Consider the following 24,446-nt stretch of genomic DNA (forward strand, 5'->3'; position numbering starts at 1 on the left):
GCTGTTTTTTAAGTTAACCCGTAATCGCCGAAGCGTTCAGTGTGAATAATTCTTCAAGCTCATCTTCAGAAAGCTCGGTGATCCAGTTTTCGCTTTGAATGATCTGATCATTCAATGATTGCTTGGATTCGAGCATCCGGTCGATTTTTTCTTCAATCGTACCGGTGGTAATGAGCTTATGGACGTGTACAAAGCGTTGTTGCCCGATTCGGTATGCCCGGTCTGTGGCCTGGTTTTCAACCGCCGGATTCCACCATCTGTCATAGTGGACGACATGGTTGGCGGCCGTCAGATTCAGTCCTGTTCCTCCCGCTTTTAAGGACAAGATCAGGATAGGGAACTCCTTATTTTGAAACTGTTCCACCATCTTGTCCCGTTCAGGTTTTGACAGGCTTCCGTTTAGAAACTTGACCGGTTCGCCCAACGATGTTTCAAGCTGGCGCTTCATCATGTCGCCCATTCCGATGTACTGGGTGAAAATCAGGCAGCTTTCATCGCTTTCACGGACGGTTTTCGCCAATTCGAGTAGTTTTTCCAGTTTGACGGATCTGCCGTGAAGAAGTTCCGATCCGAATTCCTTTAAGTAAAGGGCCGGGTGGTCGCAGATCTGTTTCAGCTTGCCGAGCATGCTGAGGATCAAAGCTTTCCGCTGCATGCCGGCAAGGCTTGTCATATGTTCGAACGTATCTTTGACGAGCTGCTCGTAAAGGGAAGCCTGCTCGGCGGAAAGCGGCACGAATTCTTTTTCCTCCTGTTTTTCCGGCAGGTTGAGCGCGACCTCCTGATCCCGTTTTGTCCTCCGCAATAAAAACGGCTTAATCAGCTGCTGGAGCTGCTCGATCCGCTTTTCATCACGATCTTTTTCAATCGGCAGGACGAAGCGCTTGTGAAAGCTGCCAAGACTTCCGAGGTAGCCTTTATTCATAAAATCGTAAATCGACCAAAGCTCTGTCAGACGATTTTCCATCGGTGTTCCGCTCAGCGCGATATGGTGAAGGCCGTTCAGCTTTCTGATCGAGCGGGATTGCTTCGTATGCGCGTTTTTAATGTTTTGCGCCTCGTCAAGGCAGATGCAGTTCCACGTCACAGAAGCGAGTTCGTCAAAATCGGACTGTGCAAGGCCGTAAGATGTCAAAATAATGTCCTGATCTTTGCAAAACTCGAGAAACGCTTCACCTTTCGGGCGTTTTGGCCCGTAGTGGAGCGCGGCCGACAAGCCGGGGGCGAACGTCTCAAGCTCGCGCTGCCAGTTGCCGAGGACGGAAGTCGGCGCGATAATCAGAGACGGCGCTTTTTGCCCCTGTTCTTTTAAATAGGCGAAATAAGCGATCATTTGAATGGTTTTTCCGAGTCCCATATCATCGGCGAGGCAGGCGCCAAAGCCGCAGTTTCTGAGAAAAATCAGCCAGTTTACGCCATCCTCCTGATAGGCTCGGAGCTTGCCTTGAAAGGTTTTGCCGATGGGATAGGCGGGAAGCTCGTCTCTGTGGCTCAGCTTTCTGATCATATTTTTGAGCTGATAGGACAGTTCGAAACGAACCTCGCTGAAAGCGGATGCGTCGAACAGGCCGTCTTCATCCGGCATGTCGTTTTTGTCCGTCAGTTCGCGCGCCAGAATATCTGACATATGAAGTCCTTCAGTTTCCGCCCGCTCCATCAGCTTTTTCATTTGTTTGATAAAATTCGGATCGATTTTAATCCATTGGCCGCGGATATTGACGAGCCGCCTTTTATTGGCGACAAGCTGATGAAATTCCTCCTCCGTCAGTTCAATTCCATTTGTCGCAAATCGCCAGTTGAAGTCCATGAGCGCGTTCATCCCGACAAAAGATTCTCCGCGGGGAGCCTGCGACACCTTCGCCTTCAGCATCATATTGCTGTCTTTAACAATTTGCCACCACGACGGGAGGAGGATTTCGATCCCCATATTGACGAGTGTTTCACTTGCCTCTGATAAGAAGATCCAAGCTTCTTCTTCTGACAAAAGCGTTGTACCCGATTCGATTGAAAGCCACGGCACGATTTGGCGGAACCGGTCCTGCTCACGGGCGATTTTGTCCGCGTAGGTTTTCCATGATTTTTTCAGGCTGTTCAAACCGTCAAAAAAGCGAATATCGCCGCTTTTTTTATCGCGCAGAAACAATTCGATTTTCCAATCGTCGCCGTCAAACTCAGGTTCGTTTAAACGGAGCCCGACGGTGAACGGCGCGGGATTTTCACGCCAGCCGATCGTTTCAAGAAAGTCTTCTTCATCAAGAAAATGCCCCTGGAATGTGGTGACCGCCGGGGAATGCGCCACGATCTCTTCCCATTTCGCTTTCAGCTCGTCATGATAGTCGATGTAATCTTCCACAGCGCGGGAAAACCATTCCGCCGTATAGCCCTCCAGCAGCCCTTCCTGGTCCTTAAAGCGTATAACACCTTGCTTCCATGCTTCATAGTCGGGGAGGAAATCTTGATCTTCGATGAATTCATAAATGGTTGAAGCGGTTTTCATTAAAGGCTCCGTTTCCACGGTCAGGATGATCTCGCTAAAGGAATTAAACGAGTTTTTCCCGAGAAATTCGGCCGCCATCCAGGGAGACAGAACAACGGCCGGTGTTTCCAAACCGGCATCTTCAAGGAAGGTGCCGTAAAAGGATGATTCATGCCACTGGAATAAATGCCGTTCCATCTCACTTCGTGAGAGCTGCTGCTGCTGCTGATCATAACAAGATAAAATGAATGTGCAGTCTTCAGACTGTTCGACATGGATTACGATTTCTTTAAGACTCGCCATCAATTAACTTTCCTTTCTTTAGCTCCTCCTGAAATGCCCGCAGCCTTTTATAGCGGGATGAAAGCTGTACCATAAACCGGTCCCAGACAGCCTGTTTTTTCAACTTCTTATAAAACGTGCGCAATTTTTTTAAATATTTGACGGCATCTTTATAAGCGGAGCGGTTTTTCTGCTCAATCAGCTCGACAATTTCCCTGTGATAGGAAGGGATCAGCGCTTCAGGCGCTGCCGCCGCGATATCCTTTAAGGCATTTTGTCCGATTTCTGAAATGGAAAAACCGACGAGGCTGTGGATCTCCATCCATTCCATAAACCGCTGTTTGCCATAAAGAAATTGGCTGTACTCTGTAAATGTATATGGAAGACATTTTCGGCAATACCTTTCAAACACATGCTCGTCCTTTGTATGATGGCTGTAATCTCCGAGAAACAGGAAAAATTCGCTTAAGACATCTCGTATTTCCCGGTACGGTTTGTCGAGTCTGCAAAAGCCTTCCACAAGGTTTTCCAGCTGTTCATACCATTTTTTTAGACGCTTCCAGTCTTTTTTTGCCGTCATGATTCCGAGCCATTGAAATGTAAACGGAAGGATTTCAGGAGAAAACGCGGCCGATTTTTCAAAAATGGCATCATCGTTTTTCAGCAGAAACTCAAGATGAAGCCGGCCGAATTGAACTTCGGGAGACGCCTTCAGTCCGCTTAAGATGTTCAGCTCTTCTTTCAGCCATTTCGGGCGTGAAAGGAGTGCGCTCCATACCTCTCCGAAAATCCGCAGTCTTTCGTATTGGAAAATGTCCCGTTTCAGAAGCAGTTCCCGCAGGACGGCGGGCGTCTTTTCCAAAAACGGGTCTAGGGAAAAGGACAGCGCATATGTCTTCAGTTCATCGATCGCGCTGTAGATCGTATCCATCAGCTGTTCGATGTAAGGGTTGAGCGAATAAAAATCTTTCTCCGGGTCGATCCGGCCTTTTTCAATTAATGTATGCATGGCCAGCCATGTCGCAAGGGCCGCATGGATCTGGTACATTTTTTTCAGTTCCGCCTCAGCCGGTGTCCGCTTTTTTAAACTTGAAAAATAGCCGTAATACAGGTATTGCATCGTCTGCTGGTTTTTCGGCGTATACTCCTCCCAACGCCTGAATTCGCTTTTGAAAAAGCTGATCCAGCTGTGCAGCGAATCTTTCCCAGACTTATGATGCATTTGCCCAACCAGCATGTCCTGGCGCTCGCGCCGTTTCTCTTCTTTCCAAAATTCCGTGAAAGTGCCCAATCGTTCATATTGTGCATATATATATAAGTAAACGGCAAGCACATGGCGGCAGATGTTTTGGGCAGGGCATGTACAGGTGCTTTTTTTGATATCGGATAGGTCGATTTCAACCTTAACCGGGACAACATCCTGAACGTAAGCGGAGACTGTATGCCCGTTCAGCGGCTTGACTCTGTAAACGGAATCTTGTCTGTATAAGATCAGCGCTTTTTTCATCAGCTGAATGTTCTCAGCAGTGCACGGCAGTACATGCTTAAACTGTTCAGCCGCTTCCATTACAACTGTCTTTGGGATCATACTTTGAAGCATGTCCATCGCTCCTAACCGAATGACTTTTAAAAAGTTTCCAATCTCTCTATTATAGCTTAATCCGTCAATCCAAAAAAGATTTTCCGGGGAAATGGACATAAAAACGAATCGGTGTCGAATAATGTAATAGACTATGGCAAATTGAATCCTTACATCATATAATTTGAAGTATGATCCGAAATATTTTTAATTCATGGAAGCTGAGAGGAAAAGGATATGGATGACAAGGAATTGAATCAGGAAGAATTTTTGAAAATTCTTATGCATGCTTATGATATTGGCGAGAAGTCGAAAGATATTACGACGAAAGAACTTCTTGAAGATTTAATTCTTCATATCAAAAATGGATATACAACGTAAAAAGTGCGATAGACTTGGTCTCTCGCACTTTTTCGTTCAGCAAAAAGCGCGCAGGTCCTGCAAAAGTCGATCTATAACACCATATAAAGACGAAAGATTCCCGCTATCTCCCGCTATTTGTCAAGAAGTTTCTTCCCTGAAACCGAACCATTATATGTATAATTAAGGTAGTTGTACAATTTGCTGAAAATTACAACAAATCCGCAAATCGTGGGGGGCTTCTATGGAAGATAAAATCGGTTTTAAAGACGTGTTCCTCGTGTTGAAAAAAAGGTTTGTTCTCATCACCCTGATGACCATAACGGCAGCTTTGTCCAGCGCCGCCGTCAACTTTTTTTTCCTTACACCGGTTTATCAGGCATCTGCTCAAATCCTCATCAACGGCCGTCAAACCTCTAATTTCGCCGACATTCAGACCAATCTCGAACTCATCAACACCTATAACGCCATTATGGAAAGCCCGATCATACTCAATCAAGTCAAAAAAGACCTCAGCCTGCGGGAAACGGCTGAAGAGCTGAAGAAAAAAATAACGGTTGTCAGTGAAAACGAGTCGCAGATTGTCAGTATATCCGCCACTGACAAGGATTATTCCAAGGCGGTGAATCTCGCCAATACCGTTGTTTCCGTTTTTAAGAGAGACATTCAAAATATCATGGGCGAAAAAACCGAAGTCAATATTGTGGCAAAAGCCATGCCGGACGCTTCACCGGTTCCGATCAGTCCGAATAAAACGTTTAATATCGCCGGATTTACAGCATTCGGTCTGCTGTTTGGAGCGGGGCTCGCGTTTCTTTTTGAACTTTTGAAAAACACCGTCAAAAACGAAGAGGACATTGAAAAGGAGCTGGAGCTGTCCGTCTTAGGAAACATTTTGTATATGAAGCCGAAAAAAGGCCAGGCTGTAAATCCGCATATCTTCAGCGGGAAAGATCAGACGTTTTAAATGCCTGACAGGAGGTTCGATTATGATCGATATTCATTGCCACATTCTTGCAGATGTCGATGACGGTGCAATGAGCATAAATGACAGTTTGGGAATGGCGAAAAAAGCCGTTGCTCAAGGGATACATACCATTATCGCAACCCCTCATCAAAACCGTCGATACAGGAATCAAAAAGAGAAAATCCTTGCCGGCGTCTCAGCATTAAGAGCCAGAATAGAGCAGGAACATATCCCGCTAAACATCACACAAGGACAGGAAATCCGTTTATACGGAGAATTGAAGGATGACCTCCGCCGCGGCAGACTGCTCAGCCTCTCTGATACGAAGTATGTGCTGATCGAGCTGCCTTATCATCATGTGCCGCGCTATGCGGAAAAACTGCTGTTTGATCTTCAATTAAACGGATATATTCCGGTTATTGCCCACCCTGAGAGAAACATAGAAGTAATGGAAAACCCCGGTGTATTGCACCGCCTTGTTAAAAATGGCGCATGTGTCCAGCTTACATGTTCAAGTCTCGCCGGACGCTTCGGCAGAAACGTTAAATGGCTGTCCCGCCGCTTGATCGAAGCAAATCTCGCCCATTTCATCGCCTCAGACGCCCACAATCACACGACACGCTCCTTCTTATTTGATGCCGTAGAAAACGAATATGGCCGCGACTTCTTGAGTATGTTTATAGAAAATGCCGGGCTTCTTTTACAAAACCGGGTGATTCCAAAAGAGCCGCCGCTTCCCATCAGAAAGAAAAGGCTGTTGGGCCTGCTCTGAAAAATCCCGGGATGCTCCGTTTAAGCCGGCATTTTACTCAGTCAGAGGAGGAGCAGCATGCATATTTCGATTGTTGGCACAGGCTATGTCGGTCTTGTGACAGGCGTCTGTTTAGCGGAAATCGGCCATCATGTCACATGCATTGATATTGACGAAAAAAAGATCGCTTCCTTAAGAAATGGAGTGTCGCCAATCTATGAGCCGGGGCTTGAAGAGATGATTGACAAAAATATGGCCCGCGCCAGGCTGGCATTTGAAACAAGCTTTGAAAAAGGGCTGTCAAAGGCCGAGGTGATATTCATTGCGGTCGGCACCCCGCAAAAGGAAAACGGCCAGTCCGACCTCCGCTACATTGAAGCCGCGGCGGAAATGATCGGCCGCCATGTGAAGCGCGATTGCCTTGTGGTGACGAAAAGCACGGTACCCGTCGGAACAAGCGAGTTGATTTCGGCGATCATCAAGCGGCATTTAAGGGAAGGGGTTCGCCTTACGATGGCGTCCAATCCCGAATTTTTGCGGGAAGGGTCTGCCGTCTATGATGCGTTCCACGGCGACAGAATTGTGATCGGCGCGGAGGACGAACAAACGGCTGACCTGCTTGAACAGATTTTTAAGCCATTGCGCATTCCTGTTTTTAAAACGGATATCAGAAGCGCAGAAATGATCAAGTATGCCTCCAATGCATTTCTTGCTACAAAAATCAGTTTTATTAATGAAATATCGAATATTTGTGAGAAGCTCGGAGCTGATATTGAAGCCGTCGCCTATGGAATGGGACGGGATAAAAGGATCGGCCATCAGTTTTTAAAAGCCGGCATCGGATACGGAGGCTCGTGTTTTCCGAAGGATACAAACGCGCTCGTCCAGATTGCCGGCCATGTCGAGCATGATTTTGAGCTTTTGAAATCGGTCATTAAAGTGAATAATGTGCAGCAAACCCTTTTGCTTGAAAAAGCCGTCAGGCGTTTCGGCGAATTAAAGGGCAAAAGGGTTGCCCTGCTGGGCCTTTCCTTTAAACCGAATACAGACGATATGAGGGAGGCGCCTTCCATCATCATCGCCGAAAAGCTGGTTGAAATGGGCGCATCGGTTAAAGCGTTTGACCCCGTTGCGGTAAAACACGCAAAACAGATGCTGCCCGGCTCTGTGCGATATGCGGAGACGATTGAAGACGCGGTTAAAGGAGCGGACGCGGTGATGATTTTGACAGACTGGGAGATCATTAAATCCTTCCCTTTAGCTTCTTATAAAACGCTGATGGATGAACCGGTTATTTTTGACGGACGAAATTGCTATCCGCTATGGGAAGCGGCTGAAGCGGGCGTTGAATACCATTCGATCGGCAGGCGGCAGGTTGTCCCCATCCATATTTAGCAGCCTTTTGCTCAAAACAACGGCATGACAAGACCGCCGTAAGCGAATGCCGCAACAATGAGAAATGCGGGGTGGATGCGGAATTTCGTCAATGCCGCCCATGATAGCAATGCAATCACCAGCGATTGGATCCAACCGATCGATTGAACTGCGTTCCCGCCGATTTCCCATGTCAACAAAAGCATCATCACGGCAATGACCGGCTGAACGGACAATGTCATGCCTTTGATAACAGGCGACTGGCGAAAGCGGCGGATCAATTTCAGCAGCAAAATGAGCGCAATCGCCGAGGGCAAAACAGTGGCGGCGAGAGCGATGATGACGCCCGGCCATCCGAGTACACTGTAGCCGACGTATGCGGCAATTTTCGTGGCGATCGGCCCGGGCAAAGCGTTCGCGAGCGCAAGCATGTTTGAAAATTCGTCTTTTGACAGCCAATGAAAGTGCTGAACGACTTCTTCGAAATTGAGAGGAATTGAAGCCGGACCGCCGCCGTAGCCGAGCAGGTTTGCGATGAAAAAGGCCCAAAACAAATAAAAGAAGATCATGAGGCGGACACCCCTTTATCCTTTTTCTCCGGCAGTTTGCGTTTCAGTTTAAAGTGAAATGCGCCGTAAGCCAAAAAGATGATCACGATCACCCCGGGGTGTATCGCAAACACTTGAAGCCCCAAAAACGCAAGAATGAAGAAAAGGATGCCTGCTGCCGCTCCAAAGCCTTTCAATGCTTTTTGTCCAAATTCATATGCCATGATCCCAAGCATGACGGCGATCACAGGGGTGACCGCGCCGATCATGCCGCTGACGATTGTTGAATGGCTGAGCACGTTGACGGCCGCAAGCAAAGCGGCCATTGCGATGCAGGTCGGCAAAATATGGGCTGTTGTGGCGACGACGGCGCCCGGGACGCCTTTTACTTTATGTCCCAAATATGCCGACATTTTCGTGGCGATCGGTCCCGGCAGCGCATTGGCGATCGCCAAAATTTCTCCGAATTCATCATCATCTATCCATTTAAATTTCGTGACGGCTTCATGCCTGATCAGCGGAATAACGGAAGGCCCCCCTCCAAAGCCCAATATGCCCGTTCTCACCATGGCGACGATCAGCTCGCGGTAAGGGTGTTTCATAAGCATGTCTCCTCCTGTATTAAAGCTTCATACCCATGCGGCTTTTATAACGTTTGATCAGCATCTGGCAGTCAACGCTGACAACCCCCTGCAAAGGATAGAGCCGCTTTGTCAAAAATTCCTCCATCTCCTGATCATTGGCAAAGATTCCGTGCATATGGAGTTTGCTTGGGCCCGTCATATGATAGAGGCTTGTAACGGCGGGTTCTTTTTCCAATGCGACGGCTACCGTCTCCAAGTATTGGGGCTCGACTTCGACATTAAAAAAGACGGATACATGAATGCCCACCTTTACCGGATTAATCACGGCTGTGAATTTTTCAATGATTCCCTCCTCCATCAGGTTATTGATTCGCGTCTGGACAGCGACCCTTGATAAGCCGACGCGCTTTCCTAAATCCGTATAGGAGATTCTCCCTTCTTCATGCAGGATCGATAGGATTTTCTTATCTGTTTCATCAAGGGTTAAATTTGGCATATGGTAATTGATACTCATCATCGGCACCTTCCTTGGATTTTTCTAGGTTGTTAAAAACGCAATGTGTTAATATTGATATGAAACGTTTTGTAAATTGTATCATAATTTTGATTGCGATATGAATAGTTTTTCTTGTTTTCTTCATCTTAATGAAAATGAACGGGAGCTTTTCTGTCGCAGAAGTAGCGTTCGGGAAGCCGAGCCGCTATACTTCAAAACATGAACAGGGATATAAAAGAAAGGAAGGGCGTATGGAGAAATTAAAAATCGGTACAAAACAAATGGTTGTCAGTCCTCATTATCTTGCTTCTCTGGCTGGGCACAGCATGCTGGAGAAAGGAGGGAATGCATTTGACGCGGCGGTGGCGGTCAGCGCCTGTCTTGCCGTTGTCTATCCGCATATGACCGGGCTTGGCGGAGATTCATTTTGGCTGATGTATCATCAAAAAAGCGGAGCTGTAAAGGGGTACAATGGAAGCGGAAGGTCAGGAAGGCTTGCCATTCGTGAGAGATACGCAGGCGAGGCTGCAATTCCGGCCAGAGGGGTGCGGAGTGCGATAACCGTTCCGGGGATGGCCGACAGCTGGTGCGAAATATTGGCGGCCTTCGGGCGCCTTTCCCTCAAAGATGTTCTCGAACCGGCGGTTATGTATGCTGAACAAGGATTTCCCGTCTCGCGCGATCAATGTGAAAACACTGAAAAAAACGCTCACTGGATGTGTGAGATACCGGTGACATCAGACATATACCTGCCCGGGGGAAAACCGCCTTCCCCTGGTGAGCGTTTCGTGCAAAAAGAACTTGCCGCATCATTAACGATTCTTGCAGAAAAAGGGAGACATGCTTTTTATCAAGGGGAGATCGCTCAAGTCTTAGCCGCTTATCTGCAAAACAACGGAGGTCTTTTGACCCTTGAAGACTTCGCCCGCCATAAAGGGGAATGGGTGGACCCCATTTCTACTACATACAGACAATATGACATCTATCAAATGCCTCCCAATTCCCAAGGTTTCACAGGCCTCATGACGCTAAACATCCTGGAAAACTATGATTTTACCAATATCAAACACGGTTCTTTTGAATATTATCATCTGTTGATCGAAGCATTAAAACGAAGCTTTGCCGACCGCAATCAAGTATTAACTGACCCGGATTTTTCGCCGGTGCCGCTTGACCGTTTGCTTGACAAAGCATATGCCCGCAAGCTGGCAGCGGATATAGGGGCGCAGGCGATGCCTTTGGAAAGCCCGCCGGCCGGAAGTGATACAGCATATGCTGCTGTCATGGATGGAGAAGGGAATGCCGTGTCTTTTATTCAAAGTCTGTATTTTGAATTTGGCTCAGGTGTGACAGCTGGAGATACGGGAATCATCCTGCAGAACAGAGGGTCGTTTTTTTCCCTTGATCCAGGACATGTCAATACGCTGGAGCCGGACAAAAGATCGTTTCATACATTGATGCCGGCGATGGCGTGCAAGGACGGCAAACCGAAAATCCTCTACGGAACACAGGGTGGTGAAGGGCAGCCTCAGACGCAGACGGCTCTATTGACGAGAATGATAGATTACGGGATGGATCCGCAGACAGCCGTCAATGAGCCGAGATGGGTGTGGGGCAGAACATGGGGGGATCAGGTTGAGGGTTTGAGAATTGAAAACAGAGTCGCGCCCGAGGTGATTCAAAAGCTGAGAGAGAACGGACACCGGGTGACGGCAGTCAATGATTATGACGGGATCGTGGGACATGCGGCGGTTATTCAAATGGATGATCACGGTTTCCTTCGGGGTGGAACAGACCCGAGAAGCGATGGCGCCGCCATCGGTGTTTGAACACAAGGCTGTTTTTCGAGACAACCCCCTTTGGCGAGGGTGTTGTCTCGTTTTCTGCCAGTCTATTGATTGTTTTGCTCGTTTGACACATCGATAAAATGCTTCAAAGCGGGATTTCGGTTGTCTTTTCTATGTGCGGTTATCCATTCTGCGTGAAGCGGCATGTCTTCGATTTCTTTGTAGATCACATCGAGATTAAAGAGCCGTTTGGCCGCCGCCGGCACGACCGCAACTCCCATTCCAGCCGATACGAGGCCGATCACCATCTGGTATTCGGTGGCTTCCTGGGCGATGTTTGGGATAAATCCGGCTTTTTCACACAAAAAGTTGAACTCTGTATACAAAGAGGGCCACGATTCTTTAGCGATGACAATCAGCGCTTCATCTTCAAGGTCTTTCAATTGAACCCGGGCTTTTTCGGTCAGCGGATGATATTTCGGAAGCGCGAGAACGCAGCGGCTTTTCTTCAATGTGTTTGTTTTCAGTTCATCGTTTCCCAGCGGGGGGTGCAGTACACCGATGTCAATATGCCCGTTTAATAAAGCTTTGATTTGATTGGGGGTTGAAAGCTCCCTCAGCTCAATTTTAACGGAAGGAAACTGGTTACGGTATTCCCTGATGATCGGTGGCATGATCTCAAACGTTGCAGAACCGACAAAGCCGATCACGAGTCTGCCAAGCTCCCCCCGCGCCGTACGCTGGGCCATGTCGACCGCCTGGTCAATCTGGGAGAGGCCTTCGGTGATTTGCTTTAAAAAAACACTGCCTGCTGCCGTCAGTTTGACGGCTCTTTTTGATCTCTTCAGCAAGGTTACGCCAATCTCACTTTCAAGCTGTTTTATTTGCTGGCTGAGCGGAGGCTGTGTCATTTGCAGCCGAAGAGCTGCTTTTCCGAAATGCAGCTCTTCGGCTACAACCATAAAATAACGAAGGTGGCGCAGCTCCATCATTCACTCATTCCTTTCTGAATGCGATTTCAGTCGTTTTACATATTAATTGTAAGACAAAGAAGTATTGGAAAACAATTTCCACAAGATGTATATTTAATAATACAATAAATTTATTAAAAATTCATTGTAAATGAATGAAAATGGAGGAGTGAGGGCTTTGAATAATCTAGCCGCTAAAAATGAAACTCTTACTGTAAGAGGAGCAGAGCTTGTGGTGGACAGTCTCATTCAGCAAGGTGTCACTCATGTTTTCGGTATTCCGGGAGCAAAAATCGATGCGGTTTATGACGTGTTGAAAGACAAGGGGCCTGAATTGATCGTTTGCCGTCACGAGCAGAATGCAGCATTTATGGCGGCGGCAGTCGGACGATTGACTGGAAAGCCCGGTGTTTGCCTGGTGACTTCAGGTCCGGGAGCGTCTAATTTAGCTACCGGTCTTGTAACAGCCAATACAGAAGGAGATCCGGTTGTTGCCCTGGCGGGTGCTGTAAAAAGAGCGGATCGTCTCAAGAAAACGCATCAATCGATGGATAACGCGGCGTTGTTTCAGCCGATTACAAAATACAGCGCAGAAGTAGAGGATTCTAATAATATTCCTGAAGCCATGACCAATGCGTTCAGAGCGGCGGCTTCTGGACAGGCCGGCGCAGCCTTTCTCAGCCTTCCGCAGGACGTGACGTCCGGCCCGGCAACCGCCAAACCGGTGGGAACCTTGCCGGCGCCGAAGTTGGGCGCGGCTCCGGATGAACTGATCAGCGCGGCCATCGCCAAACTTCATAATGCGAACCTTCCCGTCGTGCTTGTCGGCATGAAAGGAGGAAGACCTGAAGCGGCAGAAGCGGTCCGCCGTCTGCTTAGAAAAGTGAAGCTTCCGTTCGTTGAAACATATCAGGCGGCAGGAACGCTTTCCCACGATCTCGAAGACCAATACTTCGGCCGCATCGGATTATTCCGCAATCAGCCCGGTGATATGTTATTGGAAAAAGCGGATGTCGTCCTGACGATCGGCTATGATCCGATTGAATATGATCCGGTCTTTTGGAATGGAAAAGGTGAGCGCAGCATTATTCACCTTGATGAAATTCAAGCTGATATCGATCATGACTACCAGCCTGAAATTGAGCTTATCGGTGACATCGCAGAGACTTTAAACCATATTGAGCATGACTCTCTGCCTGTTTCAATCGACAAACCGCTCGCGCCTGTTCTTCAATACTTAAAGAAAGCATTGGCGGAACAAAGCGAACCGCCTAAAGAGAAAAAAGCGGATCTTGTTCATCCGCTGCAAATCATTCAAGATTTGCGCCAATTGCTGAGCGATGATTTGACGGTGACCTGTGACATCGGTTCCCATGCCATTTGGATGTCGAGATATTTCCGTTCCTACCGTCCGCTTGGCCTCTTGATTTCAAACGGTATGCAAACGCTCGGTGTTGCTCTGCCTTGGGCGATTGCGGCAACCCTTGTCAATCCGGGGCAAAAAGTCGTATCTGTTTCAGGAGACGGCGGCTTCTTGTTCTCAGCGATGGAATTGGAGACAGCGGTCAGATTGAAAGCGCCGATTGTCCACCTCGTCTGGAATGACAGCACATACGACATGGTGGCGTTCCAGCAGGAAATGAAATACAACCGGACGTCAGGAGTCGACTTTGGCAATATCGATATCGTAAAATATGCTGAAAGCTTTGGAGCAAAAGGATTGAGAGTCAATTCTCCTGATGAGCTGCAGGATGTGCTTAAAGAAGGTCTTGATGCAGAGGGACCTGTCGTTATTGATATCCCGGTTGATTACAGTGATAACGTGCATTTGGCAGACCAGCGTTTTCCAAAAGCATTTGAGGAACAATTCAATAAACAAACCTCTAAGCAATCTTGATCACACCATGTCCAATCACAACGAAAAAATCAAGGGAGTGAAAAGAGGAGCATGAAAAGTATAAGCAAGCAGAAAGTCATTTCATCGATCGATAAAAATCTTGACCAAGTCTATCAGGTCTCGACGATGGTTTCCCTATTGGACGGTATTTACGACGGGGATTTTTACATGTCGGAGATTAAGGAGCACGGAGACTTCGGGATCGGTACGTTTAATCAGCTTGACGGAGAACTGATCGGGTTTGACGGTGAGTTTTACCGACTCCGTTCAGATGGAAAGGCCTATCCCATTGAAGAAACGGACTGTTCTCCTTTTTGTTCGCTAACGTTCTTCCGTCCGGACATTTACCATGAGATCAATCAACGAATGACGCTTGAACAGTTTGAAAAAGAGATGAAAAAGGTCATGCCGAGCGAAAATCTGTTTTACGCGATTCGCATGGACGGTGTCTTTAAAAAAGTGAAAACGAGAACGGTGGAATTACAGGAAAAACCGTACGTCCCGATGGTCGAAGCGGTTAAATCCCAGCCGATCTTCGATTTTGACGACATTAAAGGCACAATCGTCGGCTTTTGGACGCCTGGGTTTGCTCACGGTATCGCCGTATCAGGCTTTCACCTTCATTTTATTGATGAAGAACGCAATGGCGGCGGGCATGTATTTGATTATGAAATCGAAAAATGTACGGTTCAGATTTCGCAAAAACTGAACATGAACCTCAGATTACCGAATACGAAGGATTTCTTTAAAGCGGATTTAGCAAGCCACGATCTTGTGGCAGGCATTGAAGCGACAGAAGGAAATCCGGAACAATGAAGAAAAGCCCTCTTTCAAAAAGAGGGCTTTTTCAGCCATTATCGCTTCTTTCCTAAAATTAAAATCCCTTTAAGGCAGAAAGACAGAGGACGGCCGTTTTCGTCCAGGACAATTTGAAATTTATCGCGGCATGCCTGCGATGATCCGGTCAAATGGGCGGCAATGTCCGGCCTTTTTTCCTCAGGCACGGCTCCCCGGTCAATCCAGCTGTCGTATTCAATGGGGATATTCCACTTTCCCTGTTCCATATAATCCAGCCCGTGTTCTTCAAACCATTTGTTCCATTCGGCAAGCGAATATTCGCGGACGTGCGACGGATCTCTCATCTGATTGAGCCGGTTGATAAACTTGTCGAGGGCCTTATTTTCAGGCGCGTGATGGTCCACGAGGATAAAGCTTCCGCCCGGCTTCAGAACGCGGGCGATTTCGGTCATCGCCCGGCGGATGTCAGGAAAATGGTGGGCCGCAAAACGGCATGTGACGATATCAAAGGAAGCGTCGGGAAAATCGAGGTTTTCTGCATCCCCTTGAAGAAATGTCACATTGCGGGCATTTTTTTCTTTGGCAAAAAGAGCGGCGGTCTTCACCATTTCTTCTGTGACATCGATCCCTGTGCACTGTTTGACAAACGGTGAAAAGGCAATCGCCGTATGGCCCGCACCAGTCCCGACATCAAGCAAGGTTTCATTTCCTTGCAGAACGGTGCTGTCGATCATTACATCAAGATCCTTTCCTGCTGAAAATATCGGTTCATCGCGATACTGGTCAGGGTTTTTTGAAAATTGCTGCTGAGCGCTCGTTTTCATGAACATCATCCTCCCATATGGTTATGGATTCATGGTATCGAAGTGACATATATAAGTCTAAGATATAAAATATATGAAAACGATAGTCTGAAACTATGGAGGACTTAAGGAACATGGAGATGAGACTTTTTGAATATACCGTTGAAATCTATCAGCAAGGCAGTTTTACGAAAGCTGCTGACAGCCTTCATATCGCTCAGCCATCGCTGAGCCAGCAAATCAAAAAACTGGAGTTCGAGCTTGGCTTTCCCCTCTTTTACCGGAAAAGGGGGGGCGTGTCTCCGACTCCCCAAGGAAAACGGTTTATTCAAAGGGCACAGGAGATGCTCAGGGCGAGAGATGAACTGCTGCGCGAAATGCGGGATCAGCGGCTGGAAATGGGGACAGAGCTGTCGATCGGGATGCCGGCTGTTACGGGAGCCTATCTGCTGCCCCCGCTGTTAAAAGCGTTTTTGGACAAACATCCGAATGTACATGTCCAGCTGATCGAAGAATCGCCAGCAGTGTTGGAGGAAATGACGGAAAATGGTGAAATTGATTTGTCAATTTTGCCGCTGCCGATTGAAAATGAACGGCTGGCAACCGTGCCAATCTTGACAGAGCCGCTTTTTCTGGCCGTCCCGTTTGAAAAGCAGAGCTGGATGACGGAGCTATTGCAGACGTTTATTTATTCCGTCCGAAACGAAGCGGAAAAAACGGCCGTTCCATTAAAGGCGGCTGAAGCTGTTCCGTTTATTTTATTAAAAGAAGGGTACGGGTTCAGAAGGACTGTGCTTGATCTCTGTGCAGAAGCCGGGTTTAAGCCGCGGGTGACTTTCAAAACAAGCAGCATTGAAACCGCACAGTCCCTTGTTGAACATGGAATGGGTGTCACCGTGGTGCCCCGGATGGTGATGAGGGAAACATCCGGCAAAATGATCTATGCCCCTTTAGATACGGGATCGTCCCGAACCCTTGTGTTTGCCTATTCGGAAAACTGTTATGTAAGCCGTGCTGCTAAAGCGTTTATGGAGGCAACGAAAAAAATGAACCGGACCTCCTTTTGATTGAGGTCCGGTTCATCCGCTTATTTTTTGGCTTCCAGCTTCAGCGGGGCCGGGATCGTTTGCTCGACCTTTTTCCCGTTTAAAATATCCTTGGCGGCCTGAACTGCGAGCTTGCCGATCAATTCCGGCTGCTGGGCGATCGTGGCTGCCATATCTCCCGCTTTCACCGCTTTGACCGCATCTTCATTTCCGTCAAAACCGACGACAAGGATGTCCTTGCCAGAGCTTCTGATCGCTTCGATCGCACCGAGCGCCATCTCATCGTTATGAGCGAAGACGGCTTGAATATCCGGGTGTCCTTGAAGGAGGTTTTCCATGACGTTCAGCCCTTTTGTCCGGTCAAAGTTGGCCGTTTGCTTGGCGATGACATCGAGTTTTTGATCCGCCGTTTTGTGAAAACCGGAGCCGCGCTCCCTTGTCGCCGAAGCGCCGGGAACACCCTCCAGCTCAGCGACTTTGGCGCCTTTTCCAAGCTGTTTCACGATGTAATCGGCTGCCATTTGTCCGCCTTTTACATTATCTGAAGCGACAAGCGTTTCCACTTTTCCTTTATCAGCTGAGCGGTCAAGGGTGATGACCGGGATGCCGAGCGAATTGGCGGATTGGACGGCCGTGGAAATCGCCGAGGAATCCGTCGGATTGATCAAAAGAGCATCCACACCTTGCTGGAGAAGGTCTTCTACATCATTGATCTGTTTAGCTGAATCGTCCTGTGCATCAACGACGATCACTTCGATTCCCCGTTTTTTCGCTTCATTGACAACACCGTTTTTTAAGGAAACGAAAAACGGATTTTTCAGAGTGGAGACGGATAAACCGATTTTGATATCAGATCCATTGTCTTTTTTTGGTTTGGCCCATTCCGGCGGCTCCAACGAACAGGCTGACAAAAACAGAAGCATGAATGCCGTAAGCAGCGTCAGTATGTTTTTCATCAATATTAGCCCTCCTTATGCGGATTTCTTGCGGTCAAGCAAGACTGCGATCAAAATGACGATACCTTTGACGACCATTTGGAAAAACGAGGAGACGCCGATCAGGTTCAAACCGTTATTTAATGTTCCGATGATGAGCACACCGATCAGTGTGCCGACGATCCGTCCTCTTCCTCCGGCAAGGCTTGTTCCGCCCAAAACGACGGCGGCGATGGCGTCAAGCTCATAAGAGGTGCCCGCCGTCGGCTGGGCAGAATTCAAGCGCGACGTCAAAATGGCTCCCGCCAATGCGGATAAAAGGCCGGAAAGACCATAGATCATCACTTTGATCCGCGGCACTTTAATTCCAGAAATCAGCGCCGCTTTTTCGTTACCGCCGATCGCGTATGTGCGGCGTCCGAACGGTGTTTGATGAAGAATCGCCCAAAGGATGACAAAAGCTGCCGCCATGGTGACGGCGGGGACGGGAATGCCCAACAGGTAGCCGCGGCCGAAAAGCTGAAAGCCGTAGCTGGTGCCGAGCCCTGTAATCGGGTTTCCATCCGTATAGACCATCGTCAGTCCGCGGAAAATCGTCATTGTCGCAAGCGTTGCGATAAATGGAGCCATCTTGCCTTTTGTGATCAAAAGCCCGTTTACCATCCCCAGCACAGCCCCGATCAGACAGCCAATGATAATGGCGAAAATAGGGTCGATGCCGCCGACGATCATCCCGGCGATTAAAGCGCTTGATAATGCGAGAATCGCGCCGACGGAAAGGTCGATACCTCCCGTCAGAATGACAAAGGTCATGCCAAACGCGATCAGCGCATTGATCGCGACCTGACGCAGCAGGTTTAAAATATTTAACGGCTCTAAAAAGCTCGGATTTAATACCGAAACGATGACAACGAGAATGATCAGCCCGAGAAGCGGGCCGAGTTTTTGTAAAACAGAGTCGATATTAAGGCTTTTTTCAATATGTTTAGCCGGTTGCTGATTCATGTTACCGCCCTCCTGTAGCGAGTGTCATAATCCGTTCTTGTGTCGCGTCTTTTCTTGACAATTCTCCGCTGAGCGTTCCTTCATGGATGACAAGGACCCGGTCGCTCATCCCGAGGATCTCGGGGAGTTCTGATGAGACCATTATGATCGCGACGCCGCGGTCTGTCAGCTCATTCATCAGCTCGTAAATTTCCCTTTTGGCTCCGACATCGACGCCGCGCGTCGGTTCATCCATAATCAGAACTTTAGGGCCGATGCCGATCCATTTGGCAATGACCACTTTCTGCTGGTTTCCCCCAGAAAGGCTGCGCGCATCGGTTTCGCGCGAAGCGGTTTTGATCGTCAGCCGTTTGATCAACAAGTCGACGAATTCCTGCTCGCTTTTTTGATCGATCCATCCTTTCGGAGAAAAGCTGGCGAGGTTTGGCAGTGCAATGTTGTCCCTGATCGACGCATCGAGCACAAGGCCTTCGTCTTTCCGGTTTTCAGTGATAAAGCCGATCCCTCGTTGAACGGCGTCGCTCGGCTTTTTGACAGCCGTTTTTTTGCCGTTAATCAAAATCTCTCCTGAATCAAGCGGATCGAGTCCGAAAATGGCTCTCATCATCTCCGTGCGCCCCGCTCCCATCAGGCCGGATATCCCGACGATCTCACCGGCATGGATGGTGAAGCTGATATTTTGGAAGATTCCTTTTTTTGAAGCATTCTTGACTTCGAGCACGGCTGCACCCGGGTTTGGATTCCTTGCGGGATAGCGTTCCGTCAGCTCCCGGCCGACCATTTTTTTCACAACTTCATGAAAGTCGGTGTCTGGAATTCTTTTTGTATCGACCGTTTTTCCGTCGCGCATAACTGTAATCCGGTCGCAAATCGTAAAAATCTCCTCCATGCGGTGGGAAATATAGACGATGGACACGCCATTTTTCTTCAATGCTGCAATGACTTCGAACAGCTTCTTGATTTCTCGCTCTGTCAAAGCCGCTGTCGGTTCATCCATGATGATCACCTTGGCGTCTGTCATCAGCGCTTTGGCGATTTCAATCATTTGCTGCTGGCCGACGGAACAGTGGCCGGCTTCTTGATCGAGAGAGATGGAGACGCCCAGTTTATCAAGTTGGGATTTTGCTAGCGCTTTCATTTTTTTGTTATTTAAAAATCCGAGTGTTAAAGACAGCTCCCGGCCGATAAATAAATTCTCCAAGACGGTCATTTCCGGCCAAATGTTCAGCTCTTGGTGGATGAAGGCGATGCCGTTTTGTTCAGCATCCTTCGGATCGGAAAAATACGTTTCCTTCCCGTCGATCTTGATCATTCCGCTGTCCAGCTTGTGAAGGCCGGTCAATAGATTCATCAAGGTTGATTTTCCCGCTCCGTTTTCTCCCATTAAGGCATGGATTTCACCTTCCTGAAGTTCGAAGGAAACACCGGACAAAACCTGGTTTTGTCCAAATGCCTTATAAATGTCTTTCATTTCAATATGCATAGGCTACCCCTTCTTTCCAGATGTGAGGATATGAACATCTAAAAGATCACTCCCGCGTGCAGGATGCAGTTAGCATAAGGTGTCGCTTCACCTGTGCGAATCACGGCTTTCGCCTTTTCCGCTGCTTTTTTCAATGCTTCGTGGGGAACATGTTCGATCGGCTGTTCAGAGAAAAACGTTTTTAAAAATTCGGCTTGTTCCGGATTGGCGGTTTCAATTTCTTTGGCAGCGGTGACTTTTTCCACAACCATTTCGCTGGCAATGAGCCGCGTCACCTCCTGAAAGCCGGGAGTCCCCAGCTCGAGAGCAAGGTCTATCTTTGGGACGCCGGAAGGGACGGGCAAACCGGCGTCCGCGATGACGATGGTATCGGTATGCCCGATGTCGGCCAGCACTTTGGCGATATGGCTGTTTAAGATGCCGTGTTTTTTCATGACAGTTCACGCTCCACTTCTTCTCTGAACGGCATCCCGCCTTGAGCGCCGAATTTTAATACGGATAAAGAAGCGGCCCGGTTTGCAAAGCGTAAGGCGGTTTCAATATCTTTCCCTTCGGACAGGGCGACAGCAAATCCCGCATTAAAGGTATCTCCCGCTCCAGTGGTGTCAATCGCTTCCACCGGAAATGAAGGGACGAGCTTTTCTTCATTTCCATTATGGTAGCGGACTCCGTTTTTGCCCTCTGTAATGAACAGTTTTCCGGGGTGGCGCTTCAGCGCATCCTCTTGGGAAAGTCCCTGAAACAACATGGCCGCTTCATGTTCATTCGGTGTCAGATAGGACGCGTTTTCAATGGTTTCCTGACGGAGTGGTCTGGCGGGAGCGGGATTGAGCAGCAGGGGAGTGCCGAGCGTTTTGCAGAGCCCGCTTACATAATCAACCGTTTCCTCGGGAATTTCCTGTTGAATGAGGACGATGTCCGCCTTTTTGATGGCGGTGAGCGCCTTTTGAACGTATTCCGGTGTAACCTGATCATTTGCGCCTTTGACGACGATGATGCTGTTATCTCCCTCTGCCAGAACGATATGTGCGGTGCCGCTTTCCATATCTGTAACCGGTTCCACATAGTCTGTCAAAACCCCGTTCGCTTCAAGGTTTGCGAGGATGGCTTGACCGTAATGATCATCCCCGACACAGCCGATCATATAGACTTCCGCTCCCAGTCTCGCGGCTGCGGCAGCCTGGTTGGCGCCTTTTCCGCCGGGAACGGTTTGAAAGGAATCGCCAAGCACCGTCTCGCCGGCTTTCGGCCGTTTTTGCGATGTGACGACTAAATCCATTGAAGAGCTGCCAATTACACATATTTTACTCATTGTCATCCGCCTTTCTAGTCGTTTGTCTTTCGATAAAAGCGACCGGCATTTTAACAGCCGGCTGTTCAATATATTCATGCTTCAAGATTCTAAGCAGCAGTTTTGCCGCTTCTTTTCCCATTTGATATGCAGGCTGCCTGATTGTTGATAAGGAAGGAAAAAGCAATTCGCTTTGCGGAATATCATCAAATCCGATGATCTGCAACTCGTCGGGCACTTTGATCTTCCGCTTCAACGCCTCATGCAAAACCGCGGTTGCCGCAATATCATTGCTGGCAATGATGCCGTCTGTCTCCGGATAGGCGGAAAATAACTCAGCCGCCCGTTTTTGCGCTTCCTGAAAAGAAAATGTTTCGGTTTTCATGACATGAAAATCAACATCGGCTCCGCTTAAGATGTCAAGCGCGCCGTTGAACCGGTCTGTTGCGGTCTGCAAGTGGCCGGGCCCTTTGATTAAGGTAATGCGTGATGAATGTCGTTTGATGATCTCCGAAGCTGCGATCCGTCCGCCTTCCTTGCTGTCCGCAAACACGGCGGGCGCATGTTCCCCGGTTCGGTCGAGAAAGACAATCGGCATCGGCAAATCTTTGTAATTTGATGCTTCAGGGTAATTTGTTGCAGAGATGACGCCGACGACATGATTTTGCTGAAATGTCTGGAGATAATCGAGTTCTTTTTCAAGATTTTCATCACTGTTTCCGAATATCAGCCTGAAGCCGTGTCTGTGAATTTCGTCTTCAACTCCCCGGGCCAGCTGAGGGAAGAATGGGTTTGTGATGTCGGGCAAAAGCAGCCCGATTAATCTTGATTCCCTTTTATAGAGAGATCTGGCCACTTCATTCGGGCGGTAATTCAGCTCTTCCATCACCTTCATCACGCGTGACCTGGTCTCCTCATGGACGTATCCCGTCTCATTCAACACGCGGGAAACCGTAGCGACAGATACTTTTGCCGCAAGTGCAACGTCTTTAATCGTAGCCAACGGGACGTTCTCCTTCCTTGTGTAACCGTTTACATAAAGATTATCATGAACTTCATGAAATCACAATCAAAAAAATCATCCCATGGATTAGAAACGAATCGGGATGTTCAGGCAAGCCTGCCCCCCTGAGGCGCTTCTAATAGAAAAAAGTCCCGCACATCTGTTGATTTATTATAAATTTGTCGGATTCAGTAACAATAAGAATAGTAAGAAAAATTAAAAATGTTAAAGTTTGATGAATTCTCGTTGAAAAAAATTAATGGCTGTTTAAATCCTAGGATTATAACCTATAAACGAAAAAAAGAAGCTGAATCGAACGGCTTAAAAATTGTTTGGATTTACTAATGAATCCCGCTTGATGGTGAAGCGGATTTTCAAGTTTTGCAATGTAGTCTGGAGGTCATGGGACTCCATGATTTTTCACAGCGGCAATTGATGACTTTTTGACCCGTTGCAAAGCGGTGAATAAAGCGTGAATCCGGCGGTTTTTCCGTAATTACGGCGAAGTCCGGAACATAAAGGGCTGACCCGAAACCCATCTTTTAGCCTTTCATAAATAATAGGGAGAAAAGTATAGAATCGAATTTTTCGATTTTTGAAAGCGTATTCTTAAAAATGATGCAGAAAATTTGTAGGAGATAAGGACTCCGGATTTCCATAATTATCAATCGATGGATAGGAAATAGTATCGGAAGTGAGGTGAGCTTTGTCACGGAAAATTTCGTCGTCTTCTGTTACATAATGCCGATTGTGATTTCATAGTGAACCTATATACTGATGAATGAATTTACATATCAGATTCCAAGAAGGAGATGTAGACAAACAATGTGGGTAATGCTATTAGCCTGTGTGATCGTTGTTGGGATCGGCATTTATGAAAAAAGGCGCCACCAGCAAAACATCGACGCCCTGCCAGTCCGAGTGAACATCAACGGGATACGCGGAAAGTCCACGGTGACCAGATTAACAACAGGAATATTAATCGAGGCTGGCTACAAAACAGTAGGAAAAACAACCGGGACTGATGCAAGGATGATTTATTGGGACACACCGGAAGAAAAGCCGATTAAGAGAAAGCCGCAAGGACCGAACATCGGCGAGCAGAAGGAAGTCATGAAAGAGACGGTCGAAAGAGGGGCCAATGCGATCGTCAGTGAATGTATGGCCGTTAATCCTGATTATCAAATCATCTTTCAGGAAGAATTGCTTCAGGCTAATATCGGCGTGATCGTGAACGTGCTGGAGGATCACATGGATGTGATGGGACCGACTTTGGATGAAATTGCAGAAGCTTTCACAGCAACCATTCCTTACAACGGACATTTGGTTATTACTGATAGTGAGTATACCGATTTCTTTAAGCAAATTGCAAAAGAAAGGAACACAAAAGTCATCGTCGCAGACAATTCTAAAATAACAGATGACTATCTCAGGCAGTTTGAATACATGGTATTCCCTGATAATGCGTCCCTTGCACTCGGGGTTGCTCAAGCGTTGGGAATTGACGAAGAAACCGCCTTTAAAGGCATGCTGAATGCGCCGCCTGATCCGGGAGCGATGAGGATTCTGCCGCTGATGAACGCCAAAAACCCGGGACATTTCGTCAACGGTTTTGCAGCGAATGACGCATCTTCCACTTTAAACATATGGAAGCGCGTAAAAGAAATAGGCTACCCTACAGATCAGCCGATCGTCATTATGAACTGCCGCGCTGACAGGGTGGACAGAACACAGCAATTTGCCGAAGATGTCCTTCCCTTTATTGAAGCAAGTGAACTTGTGCTGATTGGAGAAACGACAGAGCCGATCGTCAAAGCATATGAAGCAGGCAAAATTCCTGCGGACAAGCTGTTTGATTTTGAGCACAAAACGACGGAAGAAATCATGTTCATGCTGAAAAACAAGCTGGAGGGCCGCGTCATTTACGGCGTCGGAAATATTCACGGAGCAGCGGAACCTCTTATCGAAAAAATACAAGAATACAAGATTAAGCAGCTCGTTAGCTAGGAG

22 protein-coding genes are annotated in these 24,446 nt (G+C 47.9%); 9 read left to right on the forward strand and 13 right to left on the reverse strand.

From position 1 onward, the window contains the following. Positions 1–13: 13 nt before the first annotated feature. Together M654_RS03055 and M654_RS03060 are read right to left on the reverse strand one after the other, a co-directional pair. On the reverse strand, positions 14–2,779 hold the full coding sequence (locus tag M654_RS03055) for a DEAD/DEAH box helicase (protein WP_026589018.1): 2,766 nt from the start codon (positions 2,777–2,779) through the stop codon (positions 14–16). After that, positions 2,766–4,358 carry an SWIM zinc finger family protein gene (locus M654_RS03060; protein ID WP_026589017.1) on the reverse strand — a complete coding sequence of 531 codons (1,593 nt, stop codon included), beginning with the start codon at positions 4,356–4,358 and terminating at the stop codon, positions 2,766–2,768. The genes M654_RS03055 and M654_RS03060 overlap by 14 nt, the downstream gene beginning before the upstream one ends. 216 nt (positions 4,359–4,574) lie before the next feature. Here M654_RS03060 and M654_RS03065 point away from each other — a divergent pair, with 216 nt between their 5' ends. The 4 genes from M654_RS03065 to M654_RS03080 all read left to right on the forward strand — a co-directional run bounded on the left by M654_RS03065 (position 4,575) and on the right by M654_RS03080 (position 7,810). Further along, a complete protein-coding gene (locus tag M654_RS03065) occupies positions 4,575–4,718 on the forward strand; it encodes a YwzD family small protein (protein WP_142246073.1) in 144 nt (47 codons plus the stop codon). Between the two features lie 223 nt (positions 4,719–4,941). After that, a complete protein-coding gene (locus M654_RS03070) occupies positions 4,942–5,664 on the forward strand; it encodes a YveK family protein (RefSeq protein ID WP_026589016.1) in 723 nt (240 codons plus the stop codon). Between the two features lie 22 nt (positions 5,665–5,686). Beyond that, positions 5,687–6,436, forward strand: coding sequence for a tyrosine-protein phosphatase (locus M654_RS03075; RefSeq protein ID WP_026589015.1), 750 nt, complete (start codon positions 5,687–5,689; stop codon positions 6,434–6,436). Between the two features lie 57 nt (positions 6,437–6,493). Further along, the gene (locus tag M654_RS03080) at positions 6,494–7,810 is read left to right on the forward strand and encodes a UDP-glucose dehydrogenase family protein (RefSeq protein WP_026589014.1); all 1,317 of its coding nucleotides are present in this window, start codon (positions 6,494–6,496) and stop codon (positions 7,808–7,810) included. 11 nt (positions 7,811–7,821) lie between these two features. Here M654_RS03080 and M654_RS03085 read toward each other — a convergent pair whose 3' ends face one another. Genes M654_RS03085 through M654_RS03095 form a run of 3 tightly spaced genes read right to left on the reverse strand, consistent with a single transcriptional unit; the run spans position 7,822 to position 9,435 of the window. Next, positions 7,822–8,358, reverse strand: coding sequence for a chromate efflux transporter ChrA (locus tag M654_RS03085; RefSeq protein WP_026589013.1), 537 nt, complete (start codon positions 8,356–8,358; stop codon positions 7,822–7,824). Further along, a complete protein-coding gene (locus M654_RS03090) occupies positions 8,355–8,945 on the reverse strand; it encodes a chromate efflux transporter ChrB (protein WP_236251195.1) in 591 nt (196 codons plus the stop codon). The genes M654_RS03085 and M654_RS03090 overlap by 4 nt, the downstream gene beginning before the upstream one ends. A gap of 13 nt (positions 8,946–8,958) precedes the next feature. Then, complete coding sequence (locus M654_RS03095; RefSeq protein ID WP_026589011.1) at positions 8,959–9,435, reverse strand: chromate efflux transcriptional regulator ChrS; 477 nt, start codon at positions 9,433–9,435, stop codon at positions 8,959–8,961. Positions 9,436–9,668: 233 nt separating this feature from the next. Here M654_RS03095 and ggt point away from each other — a divergent pair, with 233 nt between their 5' ends. Continuing rightward, positions 9,669–11,246, forward strand: a complete 1,578-nt coding sequence (gene ggt, locus M654_RS03100; RefSeq protein ID WP_026589010.1) for a gamma-glutamyltransferase — start codon at positions 9,669–9,671, stop codon at positions 11,244–11,246. A 62-nt stretch (positions 11,247–11,308) separates the two neighbouring features. Here ggt and alsR read toward each other — a convergent pair whose 3' ends face one another. Further along, entirely contained in the window at positions 11,309–12,193 is an 885-nt protein-coding gene (alsR, locus tag M654_RS03105) for an acetoin biosynthesis transcriptional regulator AlsR (protein WP_026589009.1), read from the reverse strand. Positions 12,194–12,326: 133 nt separating this feature from the next. Here alsR and alsS point away from each other — a divergent pair, with 133 nt between their 5' ends. Further along, the gene (gene alsS / locus M654_RS03110; protein ID WP_372708859.1) at positions 12,327–14,072 is read left to right on the forward strand and encodes an acetolactate synthase AlsS; all 1,746 of its coding nucleotides are present in this window, start codon (positions 12,327–12,329) and stop codon (positions 14,070–14,072) included. A 51-nt stretch (positions 14,073–14,123) separates the two neighbouring features. Then, positions 14,124–14,888, forward strand: coding sequence for an acetolactate decarboxylase (gene budA / locus M654_RS03115; protein WP_026589007.1), 765 nt, complete (start codon positions 14,124–14,126; stop codon positions 14,886–14,888). Positions 14,889–14,926: 38 nt separating this feature from the next. Here the strand turns inward: budA and M654_RS03120 are convergent, their stop codons facing one another. Beyond that, positions 14,927–15,694, reverse strand: a complete 768-nt coding sequence (locus M654_RS03120) for a class I SAM-dependent methyltransferase (protein WP_051290439.1) — start codon at positions 15,692–15,694, stop codon at positions 14,927–14,929. A gap of 113 nt (positions 15,695–15,807) precedes the next feature. Between M654_RS03120 and M654_RS03125 the strand changes: the two genes are divergently transcribed. Then, on the forward strand, positions 15,808–16,740 hold the full coding sequence (locus M654_RS03125; protein ID WP_026589005.1) for a LysR family transcriptional regulator: 933 nt from the start codon (positions 15,808–15,810) through the stop codon (positions 16,738–16,740). 20 nt (positions 16,741–16,760) lie between these two features. Here the strand turns inward: M654_RS03125 and rbsB are convergent, their stop codons facing one another. From rbsB to M654_RS03155, 6 genes are read right to left on the reverse strand one after another with little or no spacing between them, the layout of a single operon-like run. Further along, on the reverse strand, positions 16,761–17,675 hold the full coding sequence (gene rbsB, locus M654_RS03130) for a ribose ABC transporter substrate-binding protein RbsB (protein ID WP_026589004.1): 915 nt from the start codon (positions 17,673–17,675) through the stop codon (positions 16,761–16,763). Between the two features lie 15 nt (positions 17,676–17,690). Then, on the reverse strand, positions 17,691–18,659 hold the full coding sequence (gene rbsC, locus M654_RS03135; protein ID WP_026589003.1) for a ribose ABC transporter permease RbsC: 969 nt from the start codon (positions 18,657–18,659) through the stop codon (positions 17,691–17,693). A 1-nt stretch (position 18,660) separates the two neighbouring features. Then, positions 18,661–20,142 (reverse strand): sugar ABC transporter ATP-binding protein, encoded by a 1,482-nt coding sequence (locus tag M654_RS03140; RefSeq protein ID WP_026589002.1) that lies wholly within the window; start codon positions 20,140–20,142, stop codon positions 18,661–18,663. Positions 20,143–20,180: 38 nt separating this feature from the next. After that, complete coding sequence (gene rbsD / locus M654_RS03145; RefSeq protein WP_026589001.1) at positions 20,181–20,576, reverse strand: D-ribose pyranase; 396 nt, start codon at positions 20,574–20,576, stop codon at positions 20,181–20,183. Further along, positions 20,573–21,454 (reverse strand): ribokinase, encoded by an 882-nt coding sequence (gene rbsK, locus M654_RS03150; RefSeq protein WP_026589000.1) that lies wholly within the window; start codon positions 21,452–21,454, stop codon positions 20,573–20,575. The genes rbsD and rbsK overlap by 4 nt, the downstream gene beginning before the upstream one ends. Further along, complete coding sequence (locus tag M654_RS03155; RefSeq protein WP_026588999.1) at positions 21,447–22,436, reverse strand: LacI family DNA-binding transcriptional regulator; 990 nt, start codon at positions 22,434–22,436, stop codon at positions 21,447–21,449. Before M654_RS03155 ends, rbsK begins: the two co-directional genes overlap by 8 nt. Positions 22,437–23,261: 825 nt before the next feature. Here M654_RS03155 and pgsB point away from each other — a divergent pair. After that, complete coding sequence (gene pgsB, locus M654_RS03160; RefSeq protein ID WP_026588998.1) at positions 23,262–24,443, forward strand: poly-gamma-glutamate synthase PgsB; 1,182 nt, start codon at positions 23,262–23,264, stop codon at positions 24,441–24,443. The last annotated feature ends 3 nt before the right edge of the window (positions 24,444–24,446 follow it).

Origin of the sequence: Bacillus sp. NSP9.1, from assembly GCF_000465465.2 — a bacterium.
Taxonomy (GTDB): domain Bacteria; phylum Bacillota; class Bacilli; order Bacillales; family Bacillaceae; genus Bacillus; species Bacillus sonorensis_A.